The organism is Stenotrophomonas sp. GD04024 (assembly GCF_029837545.1).
Classification (GTDB): Bacteria; Pseudomonadota; Gammaproteobacteria; order Xanthomonadales; family Xanthomonadaceae; genus Stenotrophomonas; species Stenotrophomonas forensis.
Window position 1 is genome coordinate 1 of record NZ_JAOEDV010000091.1, and the last position, 16713, is coordinate 16713.

Annotated in this window: 14 protein-coding genes; 4 read left to right on the forward strand and 10 right to left on the reverse strand. The window is 67.7% G+C overall.

The window, feature by feature from the left end:
- Positions 1-324: Rieske (2Fe-2S) protein (locus tag N7590_RS19440; RefSeq protein WP_279935811.1), on the reverse strand; the 324-nt coding region annotated here is incomplete at its 3' end.
- 178 nt (positions 325-502) lie between these two features.
- On the opposite strand from N7590_RS19440, the gene N7590_RS19445 reads away from it, so the two are divergent.
- From N7590_RS19445 to N7590_RS19460, 4 genes are all read left to right on the forward strand, one after another.
- The gene (locus N7590_RS19445) at positions 503-784 is read left to right on the forward strand and encodes a hypothetical protein (RefSeq protein WP_053510706.1); all 282 of its coding nucleotides are present in this window, start codon (positions 503-505) and stop codon (positions 782-784) included.
- Between the two features lie 75 nt (positions 785-859).
- Entirely contained in the window at positions 860-1576 is a 717-nt protein-coding gene (locus N7590_RS19450) for a fumarylacetoacetate hydrolase family protein (protein ID WP_006387611.1), read from the forward strand.
- Between the two features lie 55 nt (positions 1577-1631).
- Positions 1632-2036 carry a large-conductance mechanosensitive channel protein MscL gene (mscL, locus tag N7590_RS19455; RefSeq protein ID WP_004154386.1) on the forward strand — a complete coding sequence of 135 codons (405 nt, stop codon included), beginning with the start codon at positions 1632-1634 and terminating at the stop codon, positions 2034-2036.
- A gap of 224 nt (positions 2037-2260) precedes the next feature.
- Positions 2261-3682, forward strand: coding sequence for a M28 family peptidase (locus tag N7590_RS19460; RefSeq protein ID WP_053510710.1), 1422 nt, complete (start codon positions 2261-2263; stop codon positions 3680-3682).
- Positions 3683-3824: 142 nt separating this feature from the next.
- On the opposite strand, the gene N7590_RS19465 is transcribed toward N7590_RS19460, so the two are convergent.
- The 9 genes from N7590_RS19465 to N7590_RS19505 form a co-directional block, all read right to left on the reverse strand.
- Positions 3825-5276, reverse strand: a complete 1452-nt coding sequence (locus N7590_RS19465) for an alanine/glycine:cation symporter family protein (RefSeq protein ID WP_164242258.1) — start codon at positions 5274-5276, stop codon at positions 3825-3827.
- A 10-nt stretch (positions 5277-5286) separates the two neighbouring features.
- On the reverse strand, positions 5287-6279 hold the full coding sequence (locus N7590_RS19470) for a hypothetical protein (RefSeq protein WP_164242256.1): 993 nt from the start codon (positions 6277-6279) through the stop codon (positions 5287-5289).
- 239 nt (positions 6280-6518) lie between these two features.
- Complete coding sequence (locus tag N7590_RS19475; RefSeq protein ID WP_053510716.1) at positions 6519-7355, reverse strand: TrmH family RNA methyltransferase; 837 nt, start codon at positions 7353-7355, stop codon at positions 6519-6521.
- Positions 7356-8867 (reverse strand): alanine/glycine:cation symporter family protein, encoded by a 1512-nt coding sequence (locus N7590_RS19480; protein WP_053510718.1) that lies wholly within the window; start codon positions 8865-8867, stop codon positions 7356-7358.
- A gap of 110 nt (positions 8868-8977) precedes the next feature.
- The gene (locus N7590_RS19485; protein ID WP_053510720.1) at positions 8978-9517 is read right to left on the reverse strand and encodes a GNAT family N-acetyltransferase; all 540 of its coding nucleotides are present in this window, start codon (positions 9515-9517) and stop codon (positions 8978-8980) included.
- Positions 9510-12635, reverse strand: coding sequence for an efflux RND transporter permease subunit (locus tag N7590_RS19490; RefSeq protein ID WP_004154366.1), 3126 nt, complete (start codon positions 12633-12635; stop codon positions 9510-9512). The genes N7590_RS19485 and N7590_RS19490 overlap by 8 nt, the downstream gene beginning before the upstream one ends.
- Positions 12632-13738: an efflux RND transporter periplasmic adaptor subunit gene (locus N7590_RS19495; RefSeq protein WP_053510722.1), complete on the reverse strand. Its 1107-nt coding sequence runs from the start codon at positions 13736-13738 to the stop codon at positions 12632-12634. The genes N7590_RS19490 and N7590_RS19495 overlap by 4 nt, the downstream gene beginning before the upstream one ends.
- Before the next feature lie 215 nt (positions 13739-13953).
- The gene (locus tag N7590_RS19500) at positions 13954-16017 is read right to left on the reverse strand and encodes a TonB-dependent copper receptor (RefSeq protein ID WP_164242254.1); all 2064 of its coding nucleotides are present in this window, start codon (positions 16015-16017) and stop codon (positions 13954-13956) included.
- A 72-nt stretch (positions 16018-16089) separates the two neighbouring features.
- On the reverse strand, positions 16090-16521 hold the full coding sequence (locus tag N7590_RS19505; protein ID WP_164242252.1) for a DUF2946 family protein: 432 nt from the start codon (positions 16519-16521) through the stop codon (positions 16090-16092).
- Positions 16522-16713: the final 192 nt, after the last annotated feature.

Genomic DNA, 16713 nt, shown 5'->3' on the forward strand with positions numbered 1-16713 from the left:
GACCTGCCCGTCGCGCACGTCCACCGGCACGGCCCGCAGGCGGTCGCCCTTGCACGGGCCGGCGATGCAGTCGCCGCTGTCCAGCGCGAACGAGGCGCCGTGCGCGGCGCACACCAGATGGCCTTCACGGCTCTTCAGGAACTGGCCGGGCGCCCAGTCCAGGCGACGGCCGGCATGCGGGCAGATGTTCAGGAAGGCACGCACCTGCATGCCGTCGCGATACAGCAGCACCGACTCGGCATCGCCATCGACCACCGCTTCGACCTCGGCAAACGCGCCATCGGCAATGGCATCAAGGGCGATCAGGGCAGCAGCGGCAGTCATGGCGAAGGCTCGGACAGTAAAGCGACATTGTCGCACGCCTGCTCAGGTGACTGGCTGCAAGATGAACACAAGTCATTGATTCGTAATAAGCACAGGCTATATTTAACGAGTTTTTCACTCAATGACAGTGGCGCGTCCCGATACTCTGTTTTCGCTGATCCCAGCCTATCGAGCCGCCATGTTCAATCGCGCATCCGCCTTCAACCAGTTCCGCACCCTGTTCGCGCCGCGCAAGCCGCGCCACCCGTTGGTGCGCGTTGCCGTGGGCCTGCTCGGCCTGGCGATCCTGGCCGCGATGGTGTTCATCGGCGTGTTCGTCGGTGCGGCGATGATTCTGGTCGGCCTGGCGTGGAAGCTGCTGGCTGCACGCAAGCCGGGCACCGCCCGTCCGGTCGATCCGACCGTGGTCGAGGGCGAGTACCGTGTGGTGCGCAAGCCGGTGTTGCCGGCCTCGCGTTGATCCATGCCTTCCGCGCCCGCTGACGGCGGGCGCCATGCGTTCTAGACTGCGGGCACGCCCTTCCTGGATGCCCGCATGTCCGATGTCTCCGATGTGATCCCTGCCGTTGCCCTGCCGCGTGTGCCGGTCGTGGGCGGCGGCAGTTTCCCCGTGCACCGCATCTACTGCGTGGGCCGCAACTTCGCCGACCATGCCCGTGAAATGGGCGCGGCGGTGCCGGCCGCCGATGACCGCGGCCGCCCGATGTTCTTCAGCAAGCCCGCCGATGCGATCGTGGTCGGCCATGACGATGCCATTCCCTATCCGCCGGCGACCGCCAACCTGCACCACGAAGTGGAACTGGTGGTGGCGATCGGCCGTGATGCACCGGCCGGCGAGCTGGCCGTGGCCGATGCCGATGCACTGGTCTACGGCTATGCCGTCGGCCTGGACCTGACCCGCCGCGATCTGCAGGCGGCCGCCAAGGACAAGGGCCACCCGTGGGATGCCGCCAAGGGCTTTGATGCCTCCGCGCCGATCAGCGAGATCGTGCATGCCGCCGAGGTTGGTGACCTGGCCGCGCTGAACCTGTCGCTGGAGGTCAACGGCGAAGTGCGCCAGCAGGCGTTGCTCGACCAGATGATCTGGAACGTGCCGGAGATCCTGCATGAGCTGTCCAAGCTGTGGCAGCTGCGCGCCGGCGACCTGGTGTTCATGGGCACCCCGTCCGGGGTGGCTGCGCTGAAGCCCGGCGACCGCTTCAGTGCCCGACTGGAGAACGTGGCCGAGCGCCACGGCGTGATCGCCGGCTGACATCACCTGCGCTACCCTGCGCGCTGTCCACTTCCCTCACCGGAGAAAAACAACAATGGGAATGCTCACCGAGTTCAAGGAATTCGCGATGCGCGGCAACGTCATCGACCTCGCCGTCGGCGTGGTGATCGGCGCGGCCTTCGGCAAGATCGTGACCGCGCTGGTCGAGAAGATCATCATGCCGCCGCTGGGCCTGCTGATCGGCAAGGTGGACTTCTCGCAGCTGGCCTGGACGCTGTCACCGGCCAGCATCGGTGCCGACGGCAAGGAGATCCCGGCGGTGGTGATCGGCTATGGCGACTTCATCAATACGCTGATCCAGTTCGTGATCGTGGCGTTCGCCATCTTCCTGGTGGTGAAGACGATCAACCGCCTGTCGCGCAAGCAGGAAGCCGCCCCGGCCGCACCGGCCGAGGAAGTGGTGCTGTTGCGCGAGATCCGCGACAGCCTGAAGAAGTAAGGTCGCAGAACGGTAGTGCCGGCCGCTGGCCGGCAACATCGGAATATGTGGGTGCCGGCCAGCGGCCGGCACTACCGCGACTACCGAAAGCCCCGCTCCGGCGGGGCTTTCGCTTTGCCGAACGTGGCGGAAAACAGCGTTCGCGCCAGCCATGACCTCCCGCCCATGCGCACCCCTGAACGACTGTTAAGCTCCAAGGCTTAGGTCCCTTCCCGGAGTTGTCCATGCGTCGCCGTGTGCTTGCCATCGCATCCTCCCTCGCCCTGCTGGCCGCCCCGGCCTTCGCGGCGCCGCGCACCACCACCCTGCCCCCGGCCTCGCTGGCCACCGCCGCACAGCTGCGCGACCAGGCACTGGCTGACGACACCGGCTGGAAGGTGGTCGAATCGCTCACCACCGAGATCGGTCCGCGCATCGCCGGCAGCGAAGCCGATGCCCGCGCCGTGGCCTGGGCCGAAGCCAAGTTCAAGGCACTCGGCTTCGACAAGGTATGGAAGGAACCGGTGACGTTCCCGAAGTGGGAACGCCGCAGCGAACATGCCGCGGTGACCGGCAAGAATCCGCAGCCGCTGCAGATCACCGCGCTGGGCGGCAGCCCGGGCGGCACCGTTGAAGCCGAGGTGGTGCGCTTTGCCGATCTGGCCGCATTGCAGGCCGCACCGGCCGGCTCGCTGAAGGGCAAGATCGCTTTCGTCGATTACCAGATGCTGCCGTTCCGCGATGGCCGCGACTACGGCCGTGGCGGCGCGATCCGCAGCAAGGGCCCGTCGGAGGCGATCCGCAAGGGCGCGGTCGGCTTCCTGATGCGCTCGGCGGGTACCGACTCGCATCGCGTGCCGCACACCGGTATCACCCGTTTCGATGAAGGCCTGACGCCGGTGCCGTCGGCAGCACTGTCGGTGCCCGATGCCGATCAGCTGGCGCGCCTGCTGGCCCGTGGCAGCACCACGGTGAAGGTGGCGCTGGATTGCGGCTGGGATGGCACGGCCACCTCGTACAACGTGATCGGCGAGATCACCGGCCGCAGCCTGCCGAAGGAAGTGGTGGTGATTGGCGGTCATCTGGATTCGTGGGACCTGGGCACCGGCGCGGTCGATGACGGCGCAGGCGTGGGCATCACCATGGCGGCCGGCCACCTGATCGGCCAGCTCAAGCAGGCGCCGAAGCGGACCATTCGCGTGATCGCCTTCGCCAACGAGGAACAGGGCCTGTACGGCGGCAAGGCCTACGCCGAAGCGCACGCCAAGGACGTGGCCCTGCATCAGCTGGCAGCCGAGAGCGACTTCGGTGCCGGCCGCATCTATGCCTTCAACACCGGTTCGCCGAACCCGGAGGGCTCGCGCGAAGCGACCCGGCAGATCGCCGAAGTGATGAAGCCGCTGGGCATCGAGTACCAGGCCGACAAGGGCGGCCCGGGCCCGGATGTCGGCCCGCTGGCGGCCAAGGGCGGTGCGTGGGCATGGCTGGCGCAGGATGGCTCGGACTACTTCCACCTGCACCACACCGCCGACGACACGCTGGACAAGATCGACCCGAAGGCCCTGGCGCAGAACGTGGCTGCCTACACGGTATTCGCGTACCTGGCCGCGGAAGCTGACGGTGGTTTCGGCAGCGAGGCCAAGGCAACCACGCCGCCGAACGAATGACGCTGGCGCCGGGCCATGCCCGGCGAGCGCAGCGGGAAGAGCGGTGCGAACCGAGGTTCGCACCCACCGGGCAATGGCGCACCCACAGGGCGTGGCGTGGTTCAGCGCCCTCGCCCTGGCGAGGGATCGGACCTCGATCCTGTCAGCCCTCCCACACACGGGTGTTGCGCACGCCCAACCGCTTTGGATTGAACAGCGGATCCGTACCGGCATGCCGATGCTGTTCGTAGTCGCGCAATGCCGCCAGCGCCGGCTTCTGCAGCAGCAGGATGGCGATGATGTTGAGCCAGCTCATCAGGCCCACCCCGATGTCGCCCAGCGACCATGCCACCGTTGCGCTGTTCACCGCCGAGTAGCCGGCAACCGCCAGGAACAGCAGCTGGAATGCCCCCATCACCCACCGCGAAGGACGATCCCGGCACAGGTAGCTGACGTTGGTCTCGGCCATGTAGTACAGCGCCAGGATGGTGGTGAACGCGAATGGCAGGATCGCCAGCGCCACGAACGAACGGCCGAAGCCCGGCAGCGCCGATTCCACGGCGTGCTGCACGAAACGCGGCCCGGCCTCGACACCCGGAAGATTGGCCAGCAGCAGGCGGGCCTCATCGGGAACGCCGTTCACCGCCGGGTCGTAGATGTTGTACAGGCCGGTGGACAGGATCAGGAATGCGGTTGCGCTGCACACCACCATCGTGTCGATGTAGACCGAGAACGACTGCACCAGTCCCTGCTTGACCGGATGCGAGACTTCGGCGGCAGCGGCCGCATGCGCTCCACTGCCCATGCCGGCCTCGTTGGACAGCACGCCGCGGCGAACGCCCCACTGGATGGCGGTGCCGATCATCGCGCAGAAGGCCGCGTCCACGCCGAATGCACTGTTCAACACCAGCATGATCACGCCGGGCACCTTTTCCGCGTTGAGCACCATCACCAGCGCCGCAACCATCAGGTAAGCCACCGCCATCAGTGGCACCACCCATTCGGCTACCCGTGCAATACGCCGCACACCACCGATCAGGATGATGCCCAGCACCACCAGCAGCACCACGGTGGTGGTCATCACCGGCACATCCCAGGCTTCGTTCACCGCACTGGTGATCGCATTGGACTGGGTCCCTGCCAGCATGGCGCCGGCGAGCACGGTCACCAGCGCGAACAGCACTGCATACCAGCGCTGGCCCAGGCCCTTCTCGATGTAGTACGCCGGCCCGCCGCGGTACTGGCCCTTGGCATCACGGTCCTTGTAGATCTGCGCCAGGGTGGATTCGATGAACGCACTGGAGGCACCGAGAAAGGCCACCACCCACATCCAGAAGATCGCCCCCGGGCCGCCGAAGGCGATGGCCATGGCCACGCCGGCGATGTTGCCTACGCCGACCCGGCTGGACAGCGAGATCGACAGTGCCTGGAACGGTGACACCCCGGACTCGGAGCGTTCATGGCGGAACACCAGGCGCAGCATGTCCGGCAGCGCACGCAGCTGGATGAAGCGGGTGCGCACGCTGAAGTACAGGCCGGTGAGCAGGCACAGCACCACCAGGTAGGGGCTCCAGACCACGCCCAGGATCGCATTGACGATGGATTCAATGTTCATCGGCGGCCCCTCAGAAGAACATGCCGAGGGCGACCTGGGGGCTGACGATACGCCCGGTGTTGCGCCCGGCCACGGTGAATTCGACGCCGGCAATCAACCCCAGCGAGGGGCTGAAGTGATACTCCACGGCAGGCGCCAGGCTGACGTTGCGGCTGGCCGGGCGGCGTTCGTCGATGCGCTCGATTACCCCCGCACCGTTGCGGGCGAAGCCACTCAGCCGCTGGACGGTCTCGCGGCTGGCGGCCAGTTCCATCACCCCCACCCAGCGCGAATTGAAGCTGTACTCGGCGCCCACCGACAGCCCCAGCACCGAGCCACGCGCGATGTGGCCCTGGAAGCTGTCGTCGGTACCGTAGACGCTGGTGCCGGAAATGGCGGTACGCGAGGGAGCGGGGCCGGCGCTGAACTGGGCCCGCCACCGCAGCGGGCGGTCGTTGCCCAGCCACACCACCTGTTGCACGCCCAGGGCAGCGGTGGTGCGCTGCACGCCGTCGCCCTGCGCATCGAGCGGGTTGCCGGTGATGCGGTCATGGCTGCCGGTGCTGAAGCGCTGTACCAGCGCAACCGACACGGCCGGGCGGGTGCCATCGGCGCTCGGCGCCTGCAGGAGGTACTGCAACCGTGCGGTGGTGTCGCCAGCGCGGAAACCACTGCTGCGTGCGCTGCCGGATTCCGAACGTGAGGCACTGAGGTTGACCTGGCCCATCACCCGGTCGCTGAAGCCATAGATGATCGGCACCACGGTTGCCCACGCGCCACTGCGCTCGGCACTGCGGCGACGGTCACCGTTGTCGTCGTAGTGGTCGCGGCTGTCGACCCGCACCAGATAGGGCTCGATGTACCAGTTGCCCTGCGGCAGGCCGGCCGGATTCGGGGTGATCAGCGGTCCGGTGAAGTTGATGCCGTCCAGGCTTCGCTCATCGGCGTGCACCGCCGGTGCGGCGAGCGCACACAGGGCCAGCAGCAGGGATGTGCGCATCGTGGGGTGTTTGACTCGATGCATGGGAACCACTCCTGTTCGACGTTGGATGGAGATCCACCGTGCGATGCGGGATATGGCTCGACAATGAGACAATTACTAAAAACACCTGATCCTCGATCAAGCGTGCTTGATGCGACACGCGGTGAAGTGATTGGCCCGCCAGCCGCGCAGCGCGGCACGCCTGTTTCCGCACCGCGCAAAAGAAAACCCGGCCACAGGGGCCGGGTCCAGGTCATCGATGGGACGGTATCGCGGCAGTATCAGCCGTCGCGACGGCTCGCCCACTGCGCCAGCAGCACTGCCGTGGCCGAGGCCACGTTCAGGCTTTCCACCGCGCCGCTGCCGGGGATGGAAACCTGCTGATCGCACTGGCTGGCCAGCGCACGGTCCATGCCTTCGCCCTCGGCACCCATCACATACACCAGCCGCGCCGGAAGCGCCGCACGGAATACATCGTCACCGCCCTCGACCAGGGTCGCGGCCAGGCCGAAACCGGCGTCCCGCAGCTGCGCCATCGCCTGCGCGGCGGCCGGCAGCTGCACCAGCGGCACCGCTTCGGCACCGCCCTCCGCCACGCGTGCGGCGGCACCGGACAGCGCCAGCGTGCTGCCTTCGGGCAGCAGCAGCGCCTTGGCGCCGAAGTGCGCTGCCGAGCGCAGGATCGCGCCCAGGTTGTGCGGGTTGCCCACGCCGTCCAGCCACAGCGCCAGCGCCGGGCCGTCACCGACCTGCTGCAGCCACTGCGCCAACGGCAGTGCCGGTGCGCGAAGCACATCGGCCACCACGCCTTCGTGATGGGTGGTACCGGCGAGCTTGTTCAGATCACCGTCCTCGACCACGCGATAGCCCACGCGGTTGGCCACGCACCACTTCAGCAGTGGCTGCAGGCGCGGAATGCGCGCCTCCAGCAGGTACAGCTTGCGCAGCGCCTGCGGCCGCGCGTCGAACGCGGCCAGGACGGCATTCAGGCCGTACAGGCGCAGCTCGTCGCCGCCGCCGCGCCCACCACCGCCCGTGGCCGGCACCTCCTGGCGCGGCAACGGTGTTGCGCGCGGCGGACGGGCGGACGGGCGGCGGTTGTTCCAGGGGTTGTTCACTTACACAGTCTCCTGCTTGCGCTGGCGCCAGAAATCGGCGTTCTTGATGCCCAGGGCATCGGGGTCGAACACCGGATCCAGGCCCAGCTTCTTCTGTCGTTCGTAGTCACGCAGGGCCAGCATCGCCGGCTTCTGGATGATGAGGATGGCGATGATGTTCAGCCAGGCCATCAGGCCAACGCCGATGTCACCCAGCGCCCAGGCCAGGGTCGCATTGTGGAACGCACCGAACACCACCATGCCGATGATGCCCAGGCGCAGCACCAGCACGGTCAGCGGGCGCTTCTTGTTGTGGTTCACATAGCTGAGGTTGGTCTCGGCCATGTAGTAGTACGCCATGATGGTGGTGAAGGCGAAGAAGAAGATGGCGATCGAGACGAACGCCGAACCCCAGCCCGGCAGCACCGCTTCCACGCCGGCCTGCGCATAGCCCGCGCCTTCCGGAATGCCGGCCAGGCCCTGGAAGATCGGCGGGGCGCTGGCGCCTGCCGGCGAGTACACGTTGTAGGTGCCGCTGGCCAGGATCAGGAACGCGGTGGCGGTGCACACCATCATGGTGTCGAAGTAGATGGCGAAGGCCTGCACGTAACCCTGCTTGGCCGGGTGCGAGACTTCCGAAGCGGCTGCCGCGTGCGGACCCGAGCCCTGCCCGGCTTCATTGGCATAGATGCCGCGCTTGATGCCCCACTCCACCGCCAGGCCCATCATCGCGCCGAATGCGGCGTGGGTGCCGAAGGCACTCTTGAAGATGATGCCGAACATTTCCGGCACGCGGTCGTAGTTGATGACCATGATGACGATGGCGGTCAGGATGAAGGCCGCCGCCATGAACGGCACCACCACCTCGGCGAAGTTGGCGATGCGCTTGACGCCGCCGAAGATCACCACGCCCAGCAGCAGGCCCACCACGATGCCGATGCCCAGCTTCAGCGCCTGCACCGATTCCATGCCCAGCGTCTGGCCGTCCAGGGGACCGCACAGCGCGGTGCCACGGCAGGCGTTGATGATGCTGTCGGCGATGGCGTTGGCCTGCACGCCCGGCATCAGGAAGCCGGCCGCGATGATCGTGGCGATGGCGAAGGCCAGCGCGTACCACTTCAGGCCCATGGCCTTTTCGATGTAGTAGGCGGGGCCACCGCGGTAGCGGCCTTCGGCATCCTTGGTCTTGTAGATCTGCGCCAGGGTGCATTCCACGTACGAGGTGGACGCGCCGAGGAAGCCCATCACCCACATCCAGAAGATGGCACCCGGGCCGCCGAAGGCGATGGCGGTGGCCACGCCGGCGATGTTGCCGATGCCCATGCGGCCGGCCATCGACATGGCCAACGCCTGGAACGAAGACACGCCGGCGTCGGACTTCTCGCCCTTGACGGTGAGGCGGCACATCTCGAGGAAACCACGGATCTGCATGAAGCGGGTGCGCAGGCTGAAGAACAGGCCGGCGGCCAGGCACATGAAGATCAGTGCCTTGCTCCAGATGATGCTGTTGATGAAATGTACGGTAGCTTCCACGCGCGCTCTCTCCAGTCGGCGGGTTGTAAGGACGTCCCGTCGGCTGGAGGGGACCGGTCGATTCTCCCTGATCGAAGGCCGCTGCGGTAGCGCCAGAAGGAATTCGCCGCTCAGGGCAGCTGCATGCGTACCCGGGCAAAGCGGCGCAGGTCGTGCAGGACGCCACGCTTGTAGACCGCACAGCGCTCCACGCCCTCCTCCTGGAAGCCGTTCTTCTCCAGCACCCGGGCCGAGCCAAGGTTGAAGTCGACCACCGTGGCCTGCAGCCTGAACAGGCGCAGTTCGTCCATCACCCACGGTGCGAACAGGCCGACCACGCGGGTCATCAGGCCCTGGCCCCAGTAGGCCTGCCCCAGCCAGTAGCCCAGCTCGGCCATATGCGCGCGCTCGGCGCTGCCCTGCTGGGCACCGATGCTGCCGCAGGCGTGGCCGTCGATCTCGATGGCCAGGTTGAGCGTTCCCGGCGCCAGTACGCGGCCGGCGAGGAACGCCTCGCCATCCTCGCGGGTGTACGGGAACGGGAAGCGGTCGCGCAGGCCGCGCGAGACCTCGGCGTCATTGGCATGGCGCAGCAACGAGTCCAGGTCGTCGCTGCACCACGGCCTCAGCACGAAGCCGTCGCCGTACAGGCGCTGCGCCGGGTCAGGCATGGCCACCCACCGACGGCGACGCGGCTTCCTGCTTCTCCAGCTCGCGCTTCACCGCTTCCGGCGAACGCGTATAGGGCGCCAATCGCGCGTAGAACGCCGGCACCACGAACAGCGACAGGAAGGTCGAGAGAGTCACGCCGAAGATGATCACGATGCCGATCGTGCCACGGCTGGCCGAACCCGGGCCACCGGCCACCACCAGCGGGACCGCGCCAACCACAGTGGCGATCGAGGTCATCAGGATCGGGCGCAGGCGCACCATCGCCGATTCGATGATCGCCTCGCGTACCGTGCGCCCATCGTCACGCAACTGGTTGGCGAACTCGACGATGAGGATGCCGTTCTTCGCGGCCAGGCCGACTAGCATGACGATGCCGATCTGGCTGAACAGGTTCACCGTACCCCCACTCACCCACAACCCGACCAGCGCGCCGAGCACGCCCAGCGGCACGGTCAGCATGATCGTCAGCGGGTGGATGAAACTCTCGAACTGCGCGGCCAGCACCAGGTACACCACCAGCAGCGCCATGGCGAAGGTCAACAGCACCGCGCCACCGGCGCTCTGGTACTCGCGCGACTCGCCCTTCCAGTTCACCTGCGCGTACTGCGGCAGTTCCTCGCGGGCCACGTTCTGCGCCCAGGCGATGGCCTCGCCCAGCGGGTAACCGGGCGCCAGGCCGGCGGTGATGGTGATCGAGCGCAGGCGGTTGAAGCGGTTCAGGGTGCCGGCCTCGGCCACTTCACTCAACGTGACCAGGTTGGACAATGGCACCAGTTCGCCGGAGGTGGCGCGCACGCGGATCGCGGCCAGGTCGGCCGGGCTGGTGCGTCCATCGCGGCCGGCCTGCACCAGCACGTCGTACTCCTCGCCGTTGTCGACGAAGGTGGTGACGCGGCGCGAGCCCATCATGGTTTCCAGCGCCGAACCGATCGCGGTGACCGGCACGCCGAGGTCGGCCGCACGCTGGCGGTCGATGTTCACCCGCATCTGCGGCCGGGTTTCCTTGTAGTCCGAGTCCGGGCCGACCAGGCCGGGGTTGTCGGCCATGCGCAGCAGGATACGGTCGCGCCACTGGGCGATTTCGGCGTATTCCGGCCCGCCCAGCACGATCTGGAACGGCTGCCCGCCACTGCGCACCAGGCCCCCGCCCACCTGCGTACGCACGCGAACGCCGCGGATGGTGTCCAGTTCCTTCTGCAGCTCGTTGGCCACCTCTGGCGTGCCTTCGCTGCGCTGCCGCCAGGGCTGCAGGAAGATGCTGACGCGGCCGGTGTGCATTTCCTCGCTGGCGCCCCAGCCACCGGGCACGCGCGGGTTGGCACGCACGATCGGCTTGTCCGCGCCCACGTGCGGGGCCAGCATCGCTTCCACCTGCTGCACCTGCTGCACGGTGTAGTCGTAGCCGGCGCCTTCCGGGCCATCGATCATGATCTGGAACGAGCCACGGTCTTCGGCCGGGGCCAGCTCCGAGGGCAGCAGCTTGAGCAGGCCCCAGCTGGCGGCCAGCGCGGCCACCATCACCAGCAGGTAGATCCAGGTGCGGTCGACATGGTGGTCCAGCACGCGGCCATAGGCGCCGGCCAGGCGCTCCAGGTTGCGGTTGACGAAGCCATGCAGGCCGCGCGGCGCCTGCCCGGTGTGCGGCTTGAGCAGCTTGGAGGCCATCATCGGCGTCAGTGTCAGCGCGACGAAGGCGGACAACGCCACCGCCGCCGCCAGCGCCACCGCCAGTTCACGGAACAGGCGCCCGGTGTTGCCTTCCAGGAAGCCCACCGGCAGGAACACCGCCACCAGCACGGCGGTGGTGGCGATCACCGCGAAGGCGACCTGCGCGGTACCGCGCTTGGAGGCGACCAGCGGTGGCTCGCCCAGGTCGATGCGGCGCTGCACGTTCTCCACCACCACGATCGCATCGTCCACCACCAGGCCGATGCACAGCACCAGGGCAAGCAGGGTCAGCAGGTTGATCGAGAAATCGAACGCATACAGCGCGATGAACGCGGCCACCAGGCAGACCGGCACCGTCACTGCAGGAATCAGTGCGGCGCGGAAGCTGCCGAGGAACAGCCAGATCACCGCCAGCACCAGGATCATCGCCTCGACCAGCGTGGCGTAGACGCGGTCCACTGCGGCTTCGATGAAGGTGGTGTTGTCGAAGGCGACGAAGATCTGCGTGCCCTTGGGCAGCGTCAACGCAACCCGCTCGGCTTCCGCGCGCGCCACGCGGGCCACGTCCAGCGAGTTGGCGGTGGAGGTCTTGACGATACCCAGGCCGATGCCCGGCTCGCCGTTGCTGCGGTAGTACGCGCGGCGCTCGGCCGAGGCCAGCTCGATCTTCGCCACGTCGCCCATGCGCACCACATAACCGTCGCGGCCCTTGCCCAGCGGGATGGTCGCGAAGTCTTCCGGCTTGATGTAGTTGCGCTCCACGCGCAGGGTGAAATCACGGTCGGTCGATTCGATGCGACCGGCCGGCAGTTCCACGTTCTCGTTGCGCAGCGCGGTTTCCACGTCGCCGGTGGTCAGCCCACGTGCGGCCAGCTGGTCACGGTCCAGCCAGATGCGCATTGCATAGCGCTGGCGGCCACCGATGCGGACCTGGGCCACGCCATCCAGGCTTGAGAAGCGATCGACCACGTAGCGGTCGGCGTAGTCGCTCAGTTCCAGCGTGTCCATGGTCGAGGAGACCATGTTGAACCAGATGATCGGGTCGGCATCGCTCTCGACCTTGGCGATTTCCGGCGGGCGCGCTTCCTCCGGCATGCGGTCGGCGACGCGGCTGACGGCATCGCGCACGTCGTTGGCCGCCGCTTCGATATCGCGGTTGGAGGTGAATTCGATGCTGACCTGCGAGCGGCCGTTGGTGCTGCGCGCGTTGATCGTGTCGATGCCTTCGATGCCGGCCAGCGCATCTTCCAGCACCTGGGTGATGCGGCTTTCGATGACCGCCGCCGAAGCGCCGGTGTAGTCCACCGACACCGAGACGATCGGCGGATCGATGGCTGGCAGCTCGCGCAGGGTCAGGCGGGTGAAGGACATCACGCCCAGCACCAGCAGCAACAGGCTCATCACCACGGCGAATACCGGCCGCTGGATGGAGATGTCGGACAGCTTCATCCGCCGTGGCCCTCGGCGGCGACCGGCGCCGGCGCGTCAGCCGGCTTGGCACCACTGGCCGGTGCGGCGTCCTTGGCGGCGACCTTCAGGCCCGGGCGCAGCTTGCCGGTGCCATCCACCACGATGCGCTGCCCGGCCTCCAGGCCCTGCTTGATCTCGACCACGCCGGCACGGCGCGCGCCGGTGACCACGTCTACCCGTTCGACGCTGTCGTCGGCCTTGATGCGGTAGACGAAGGTATCGCGGCCGACCTGCACCACGGCGATTTCCGGCACCACCAGCGCCGCGCGTTCGGGGTGGAACAGGCGCACGTCCAGCAGCATGCCCGGGCGCAGTGCGTGGTCGCCGTTGGCGAAATCAGCGCGCACGGTCACCGCGCGGGTGGCCGGATCGATGCGCGCATCAATGGTGCTGACCACACCCTCGAAGGTACGGCCCGGCCAGGCCACGCTGGTGGCGCTGACCTTGTCACCCACGCCCAGCGCGGCCAGTTCCACTTCCGGCACCTGGAAATCGATGTGCATGTGTTCGATGTCATCGAGCGTGGCGATCACCGTGGTCGGCGTCAGCAGCGTGCCCGGGCTGACCTGGCGGATGCCGAGCACGCCGGCGAACGGCGCACGCACGCGACGGTCACCGATGTCCGACTGCATCTGCGCCACGCGCGCCTCAGCCGCGTCGCGGATCGACTTCTGCGTATCCAGCGTAGCGCTGGACACCAGGCGCTGGGTGGCCAGTTCGCGCTGGCGCTTGTACAGCTGGTCGGCCTCATGGAAGGTGGCCTGCGCCTGCACCAGCGCCGCTTCCTGCGCCTGCCCACGCAGGGTCACGATCGGTGCACCGGCGGCGATGTGCTGGCCGCTTTCGAAGTGCACCTTCTCGACGATTTCGCTGACCTTGGCGGTGACGCTGATCGACTCGCGCGCCTTGGCCGTGCCCAGCGCCTGCAGGGTGTCGTTCCACTGCGTGGGCCGCACCACCTGCGCGGTCACCGGCACCGCTTCGCCCTGCCGACGCGCGGCGGCCTCCTGCTTGCCTGCGCACCCGGCCAGCACGGCCAGGCTGAGGCCAAGGGCCAGGGTCGAAGCGATACGAGCCAACATGAACGGTCCTGATTGATCCACGGCCGCCGAGTGTAGGCAAGCGCCTGCAAAAGCGGTATGTGCCAAGCGTTTACCGGCGTGGAACCAGGGCCGCGATAGCGCCTTGAACCCGTTCCGTGCAAGGCTGCCGCGGGCAGTGTCGGCGTGTGTCGGGGTGTATCCAGTCGCGCCTGCAGCGCCGGGGATTGCCCGGCGCTACCAGTGACACGAAGGGATCAATACCGGTAATTCACCTTCATCCACACGCTTCGCCCCGGCTCATTGATGCGCACAGGGTCGGCCGAGAAGCCGAAGTCGGCACTGCCGGCCAGGTTCAAGTGCTCGCTGTAGGCCCGGTCGAACAGGTTGTCGACACCCGCACTGAGCTGCAGCTGCGAACTGAAACGGTAGGCGGCATTGAGCGCGAACGTGGCGAAGCCGGCGCTCGGTCCGAGGTCCTGGGCGACGACGTTGCCCTGGCCATCTGCGACACGGTGCTGGTGGGTCACCGCGCGCAGCAGCGCACCGGCACTCCAGCGCTGGCCTCCCCAGTTCGCACTCAGCCGCGCTTCCAGTGGCGGCATCTGCGGCAGAGGACGCTGCTGGTCGCGGTTCTCGCCCCAGGCGTAGGCCAGCGTGCCACCCAGTTTCCACTGTTCGGCCACGCTCACCTCCAGCCCCGCCTCGGCGCCGGCAATGCGTGCGTCGACGTTGCTGGCCTGGCTCATGCCCATCATGCCGGTGCCGTGGTAGGTGAACAGGATGTAGTCCTGGATCTGCCCGGCATACGCAGAGACCCAGGCCTGCACGCGCGGCCCCTTGTACTGCAGGCCCACGTCAAGCTGGGTGGTGCGCTCGGGCTGGATGCCGGCAAACGCGTTCAGCGCGCCAGCCGGGCCATGGTCGGGCGAGAACAGCTCCCAGTAGTCGGGCATGCGCTCACTGCGGCCGAGGCCGGCGTACCAGGTCAGGCCATCGGCCAGGTCCTGTTCGTAGCGCAGGAAACCGCTGCCCAGCCATTCCTTGCGGCGCTGGCCCGCGGTCGGATTGGGCATGTTGCCCATCATCCCGCGGATCGACTGCCGCTCGTCGCGAACGCTGGCGCGATCGATGCGCAGGCCAGTGATCCAGCGCTGGTCGGTGCCGGCGCCCAGGGTCATCTCGGTAAACGCGCCATAGCGACGGAAGTTGGCATCGGTCTCCCAGGCGGCCTGGCGGTAGGTGTCGCGGCCCATGCCCATGCGACCGCGATGGCGGCTGTCTTCGCCATCCACACCGGCCACCAGCTGCACGTCCTGCCAGCGCCATTCGGAACTGACCCGGCCGCCCTGGGTACGGCGGTCCACATTGGAGGCCATCGGCATCGGCATCATGCTGTGCGGATTCGGCGCGCGCAGCGTGTAGTTGTCCATCACGTGGTCGGCCTCGTTGTAGTACACGTTGGCCTGCACCGTGTCCCACGCGCCGGGCAGGTTGCGTTTCTCGAAGCGCGCGGCGTAGCTGGTGCGTTCGAAGGCAGCACCGTCCATGCCTCGCCCGGCGTAGCGTGCGATCGCATCACCGGCACCAGCGGAGATTTCCAGCAGCGTGTCGGCATCCGGCGTCCAGCCGATGGCCACGTCGCCGTTCCACTTGCGCCACTTCGACGGCACCACATCACCGTTGCCATCCTTGTAGTCGTCGGCCTCGGAACGGTTGCCACTGGCGCGCACGTATCCGGTCGGGTTGCCCAGGGTCAGGTCCAGCACCTGGTCGTTGCGGTTGCGCGAACCGACCAGCGCACTGGCGTCGGCGCGCAGGCCCGGTTCTTCGAAGCGCGGCGTATCGCGTTCGAAGCGCACGGTGCCGGCCGAGGCCCCCGCGCCCCAGCGCACGCTCTGCGGCCCCTTGATGATGGTCAGCCGGTCGAAGCTTTCGGGCGCGATGTAGGACAGCGGATTGTCCATGCGTGACGGGCAGGCACCGATCAGGTTGCCGTCGTTGCTGAGGATGTTCAGGCGCGAACCGAACATGCCACGCAGCACCGGGTCGCCGTTGGTGCCGCCGTTGCGGATGGCGGAGAAGCCGGGAACGGTCTTGAGGTAATCGGCACCGTCGCTGGCCGGTACCGGCTGCCGTGGCAGGCGCGGATCGGTCACCCAGTGCAGTGGTGAAGACGGTGCGGCGGCGGTCACCACCATCGTGTCGAGGGTGCGCGCCTCGTCGGCGAGCGCAGCGTGGGCCAGTGACGCGGCCACGGCCAGGCCAAGGGCAACCGGCAGGCGCGCATAGGCGCCCGCGGGGCGGGAAGTCATTTTCATCGGAACAGCTCCAGGGTACGCACGCGCGCACGGCGCCCGGTCAGGCGTCGTGCGGCAGATTCGATAGGGACATCAGCGGACGATGGAAGCGCGCGGCGGCCCGCGTGCGGCATGTGCCGGCCAGCGCGCGATGGGCAACACGCGTTGCGACCACGGGAACACCAGCCGCGGCCGCCACAGCAGCGGCAACAGCAGCACCAGCACGGCCAGCCACGGCAGCAGGCGCATGGCCAGCACGCAGTATTCGCAGGCTTCGCCATGCATGGCGTGCGGGTCGGCCGGGCGGCTGGGCGATGCCGGCGCTGCGCTGTGGTGATCGTGCCCGGGCATGGCCATGTCCTGCATGTCATGGCCCATGGCGGCGTGGTCCATGCCCACCCTTGCCGCATGATCCATCGGCGGTGCCTGCAGCGCGCGGCTGACCAGTGGCGCAAGCACCAGCAGCAGCGTCGCCAGGACGGCGAGCTGGAGCAGGAGGCGCTGCGGGTGGGACAGGCGGGTCACCCCGCTAGTGTAGAGCCGGGTCCAGGGTTACCCGTGCGACGAACCGTCGCAGGAGGGGGTTATCGGCAGGGCTGCGCCCTGCACCCGCCGAGACCAGAGCAGGAGCCGAAGCAACAGCAGAAGCTGGTTTCCTGAGGGCAGGCGGGGTGGGTCCGGTTGCGGGAGACGCCGTAAACCCGTCCTTGGGGGCTT

Bases quoted from the DNA above. Each gene is read 5' to 3' on its own strand.
- N7590_RS19445 (WP_053510706.1), top strand. From the start codon at position 503: ATGTTCAATCGCGCATCCGCCTTCAACCAGTTCCGCACCCTGTTCGCG.
- N7590_RS19450 (WP_006387611.1), top strand. From the start codon at position 860: ATGTCCGATGTCTCCGATGTGATCCCTGCCGTTGCCCTGCCGCGTGTG.
- mscL (WP_004154386.1), top strand. From the start codon at position 1,632: ATGGGAATGCTCACCGAGTTCAAGGAATTCGCGATGCGCGGCAACGTC.
- N7590_RS19460 (WP_053510710.1), top strand. From the start codon at position 2,261: ATGCGTCGCCGTGTGCTTGCCATCGCATCCTCCCTCGCCCTGCTGGCC.
- N7590_RS19465 (WP_164242258.1), bottom strand. From the start codon at position 5,276: ATGAACATTGAATCCATCGTCAATGCGATCCTGGGCGTGGTCTGGAGC.
- N7590_RS19470 (WP_164242256.1), bottom strand. From the start codon at position 6,279: ATGCATCGAGTCAAACACCCCACGATGCGCACATCCCTGCTGCTGGCC.
- N7590_RS19485 (WP_053510720.1), bottom strand. From the start codon at position 9,517: ATGCCTGACCCGGCGCAGCGCCTGTACGGCGACGGCTTCGTGCTGAGG.
- N7590_RS19490 (WP_004154366.1), bottom strand. From the start codon at position 12,635: ATGAAGCTGTCCGACATCTCCATCCAGCGGCCGGTATTCGCCGTGGTG.
- N7590_RS19495 (WP_053510722.1), bottom strand. From the start codon at position 13,738: ATGTTGGCTCGTATCGCTTCGACCCTGGCCCTTGGCCTCAGCCTGGCC.
- N7590_RS19500 (WP_164242254.1), bottom strand. From the start codon at position 16,017: ATGAAAATGACTTCCCGCCCCGCGGGCGCCTATGCGCGCCTGCCGGTT.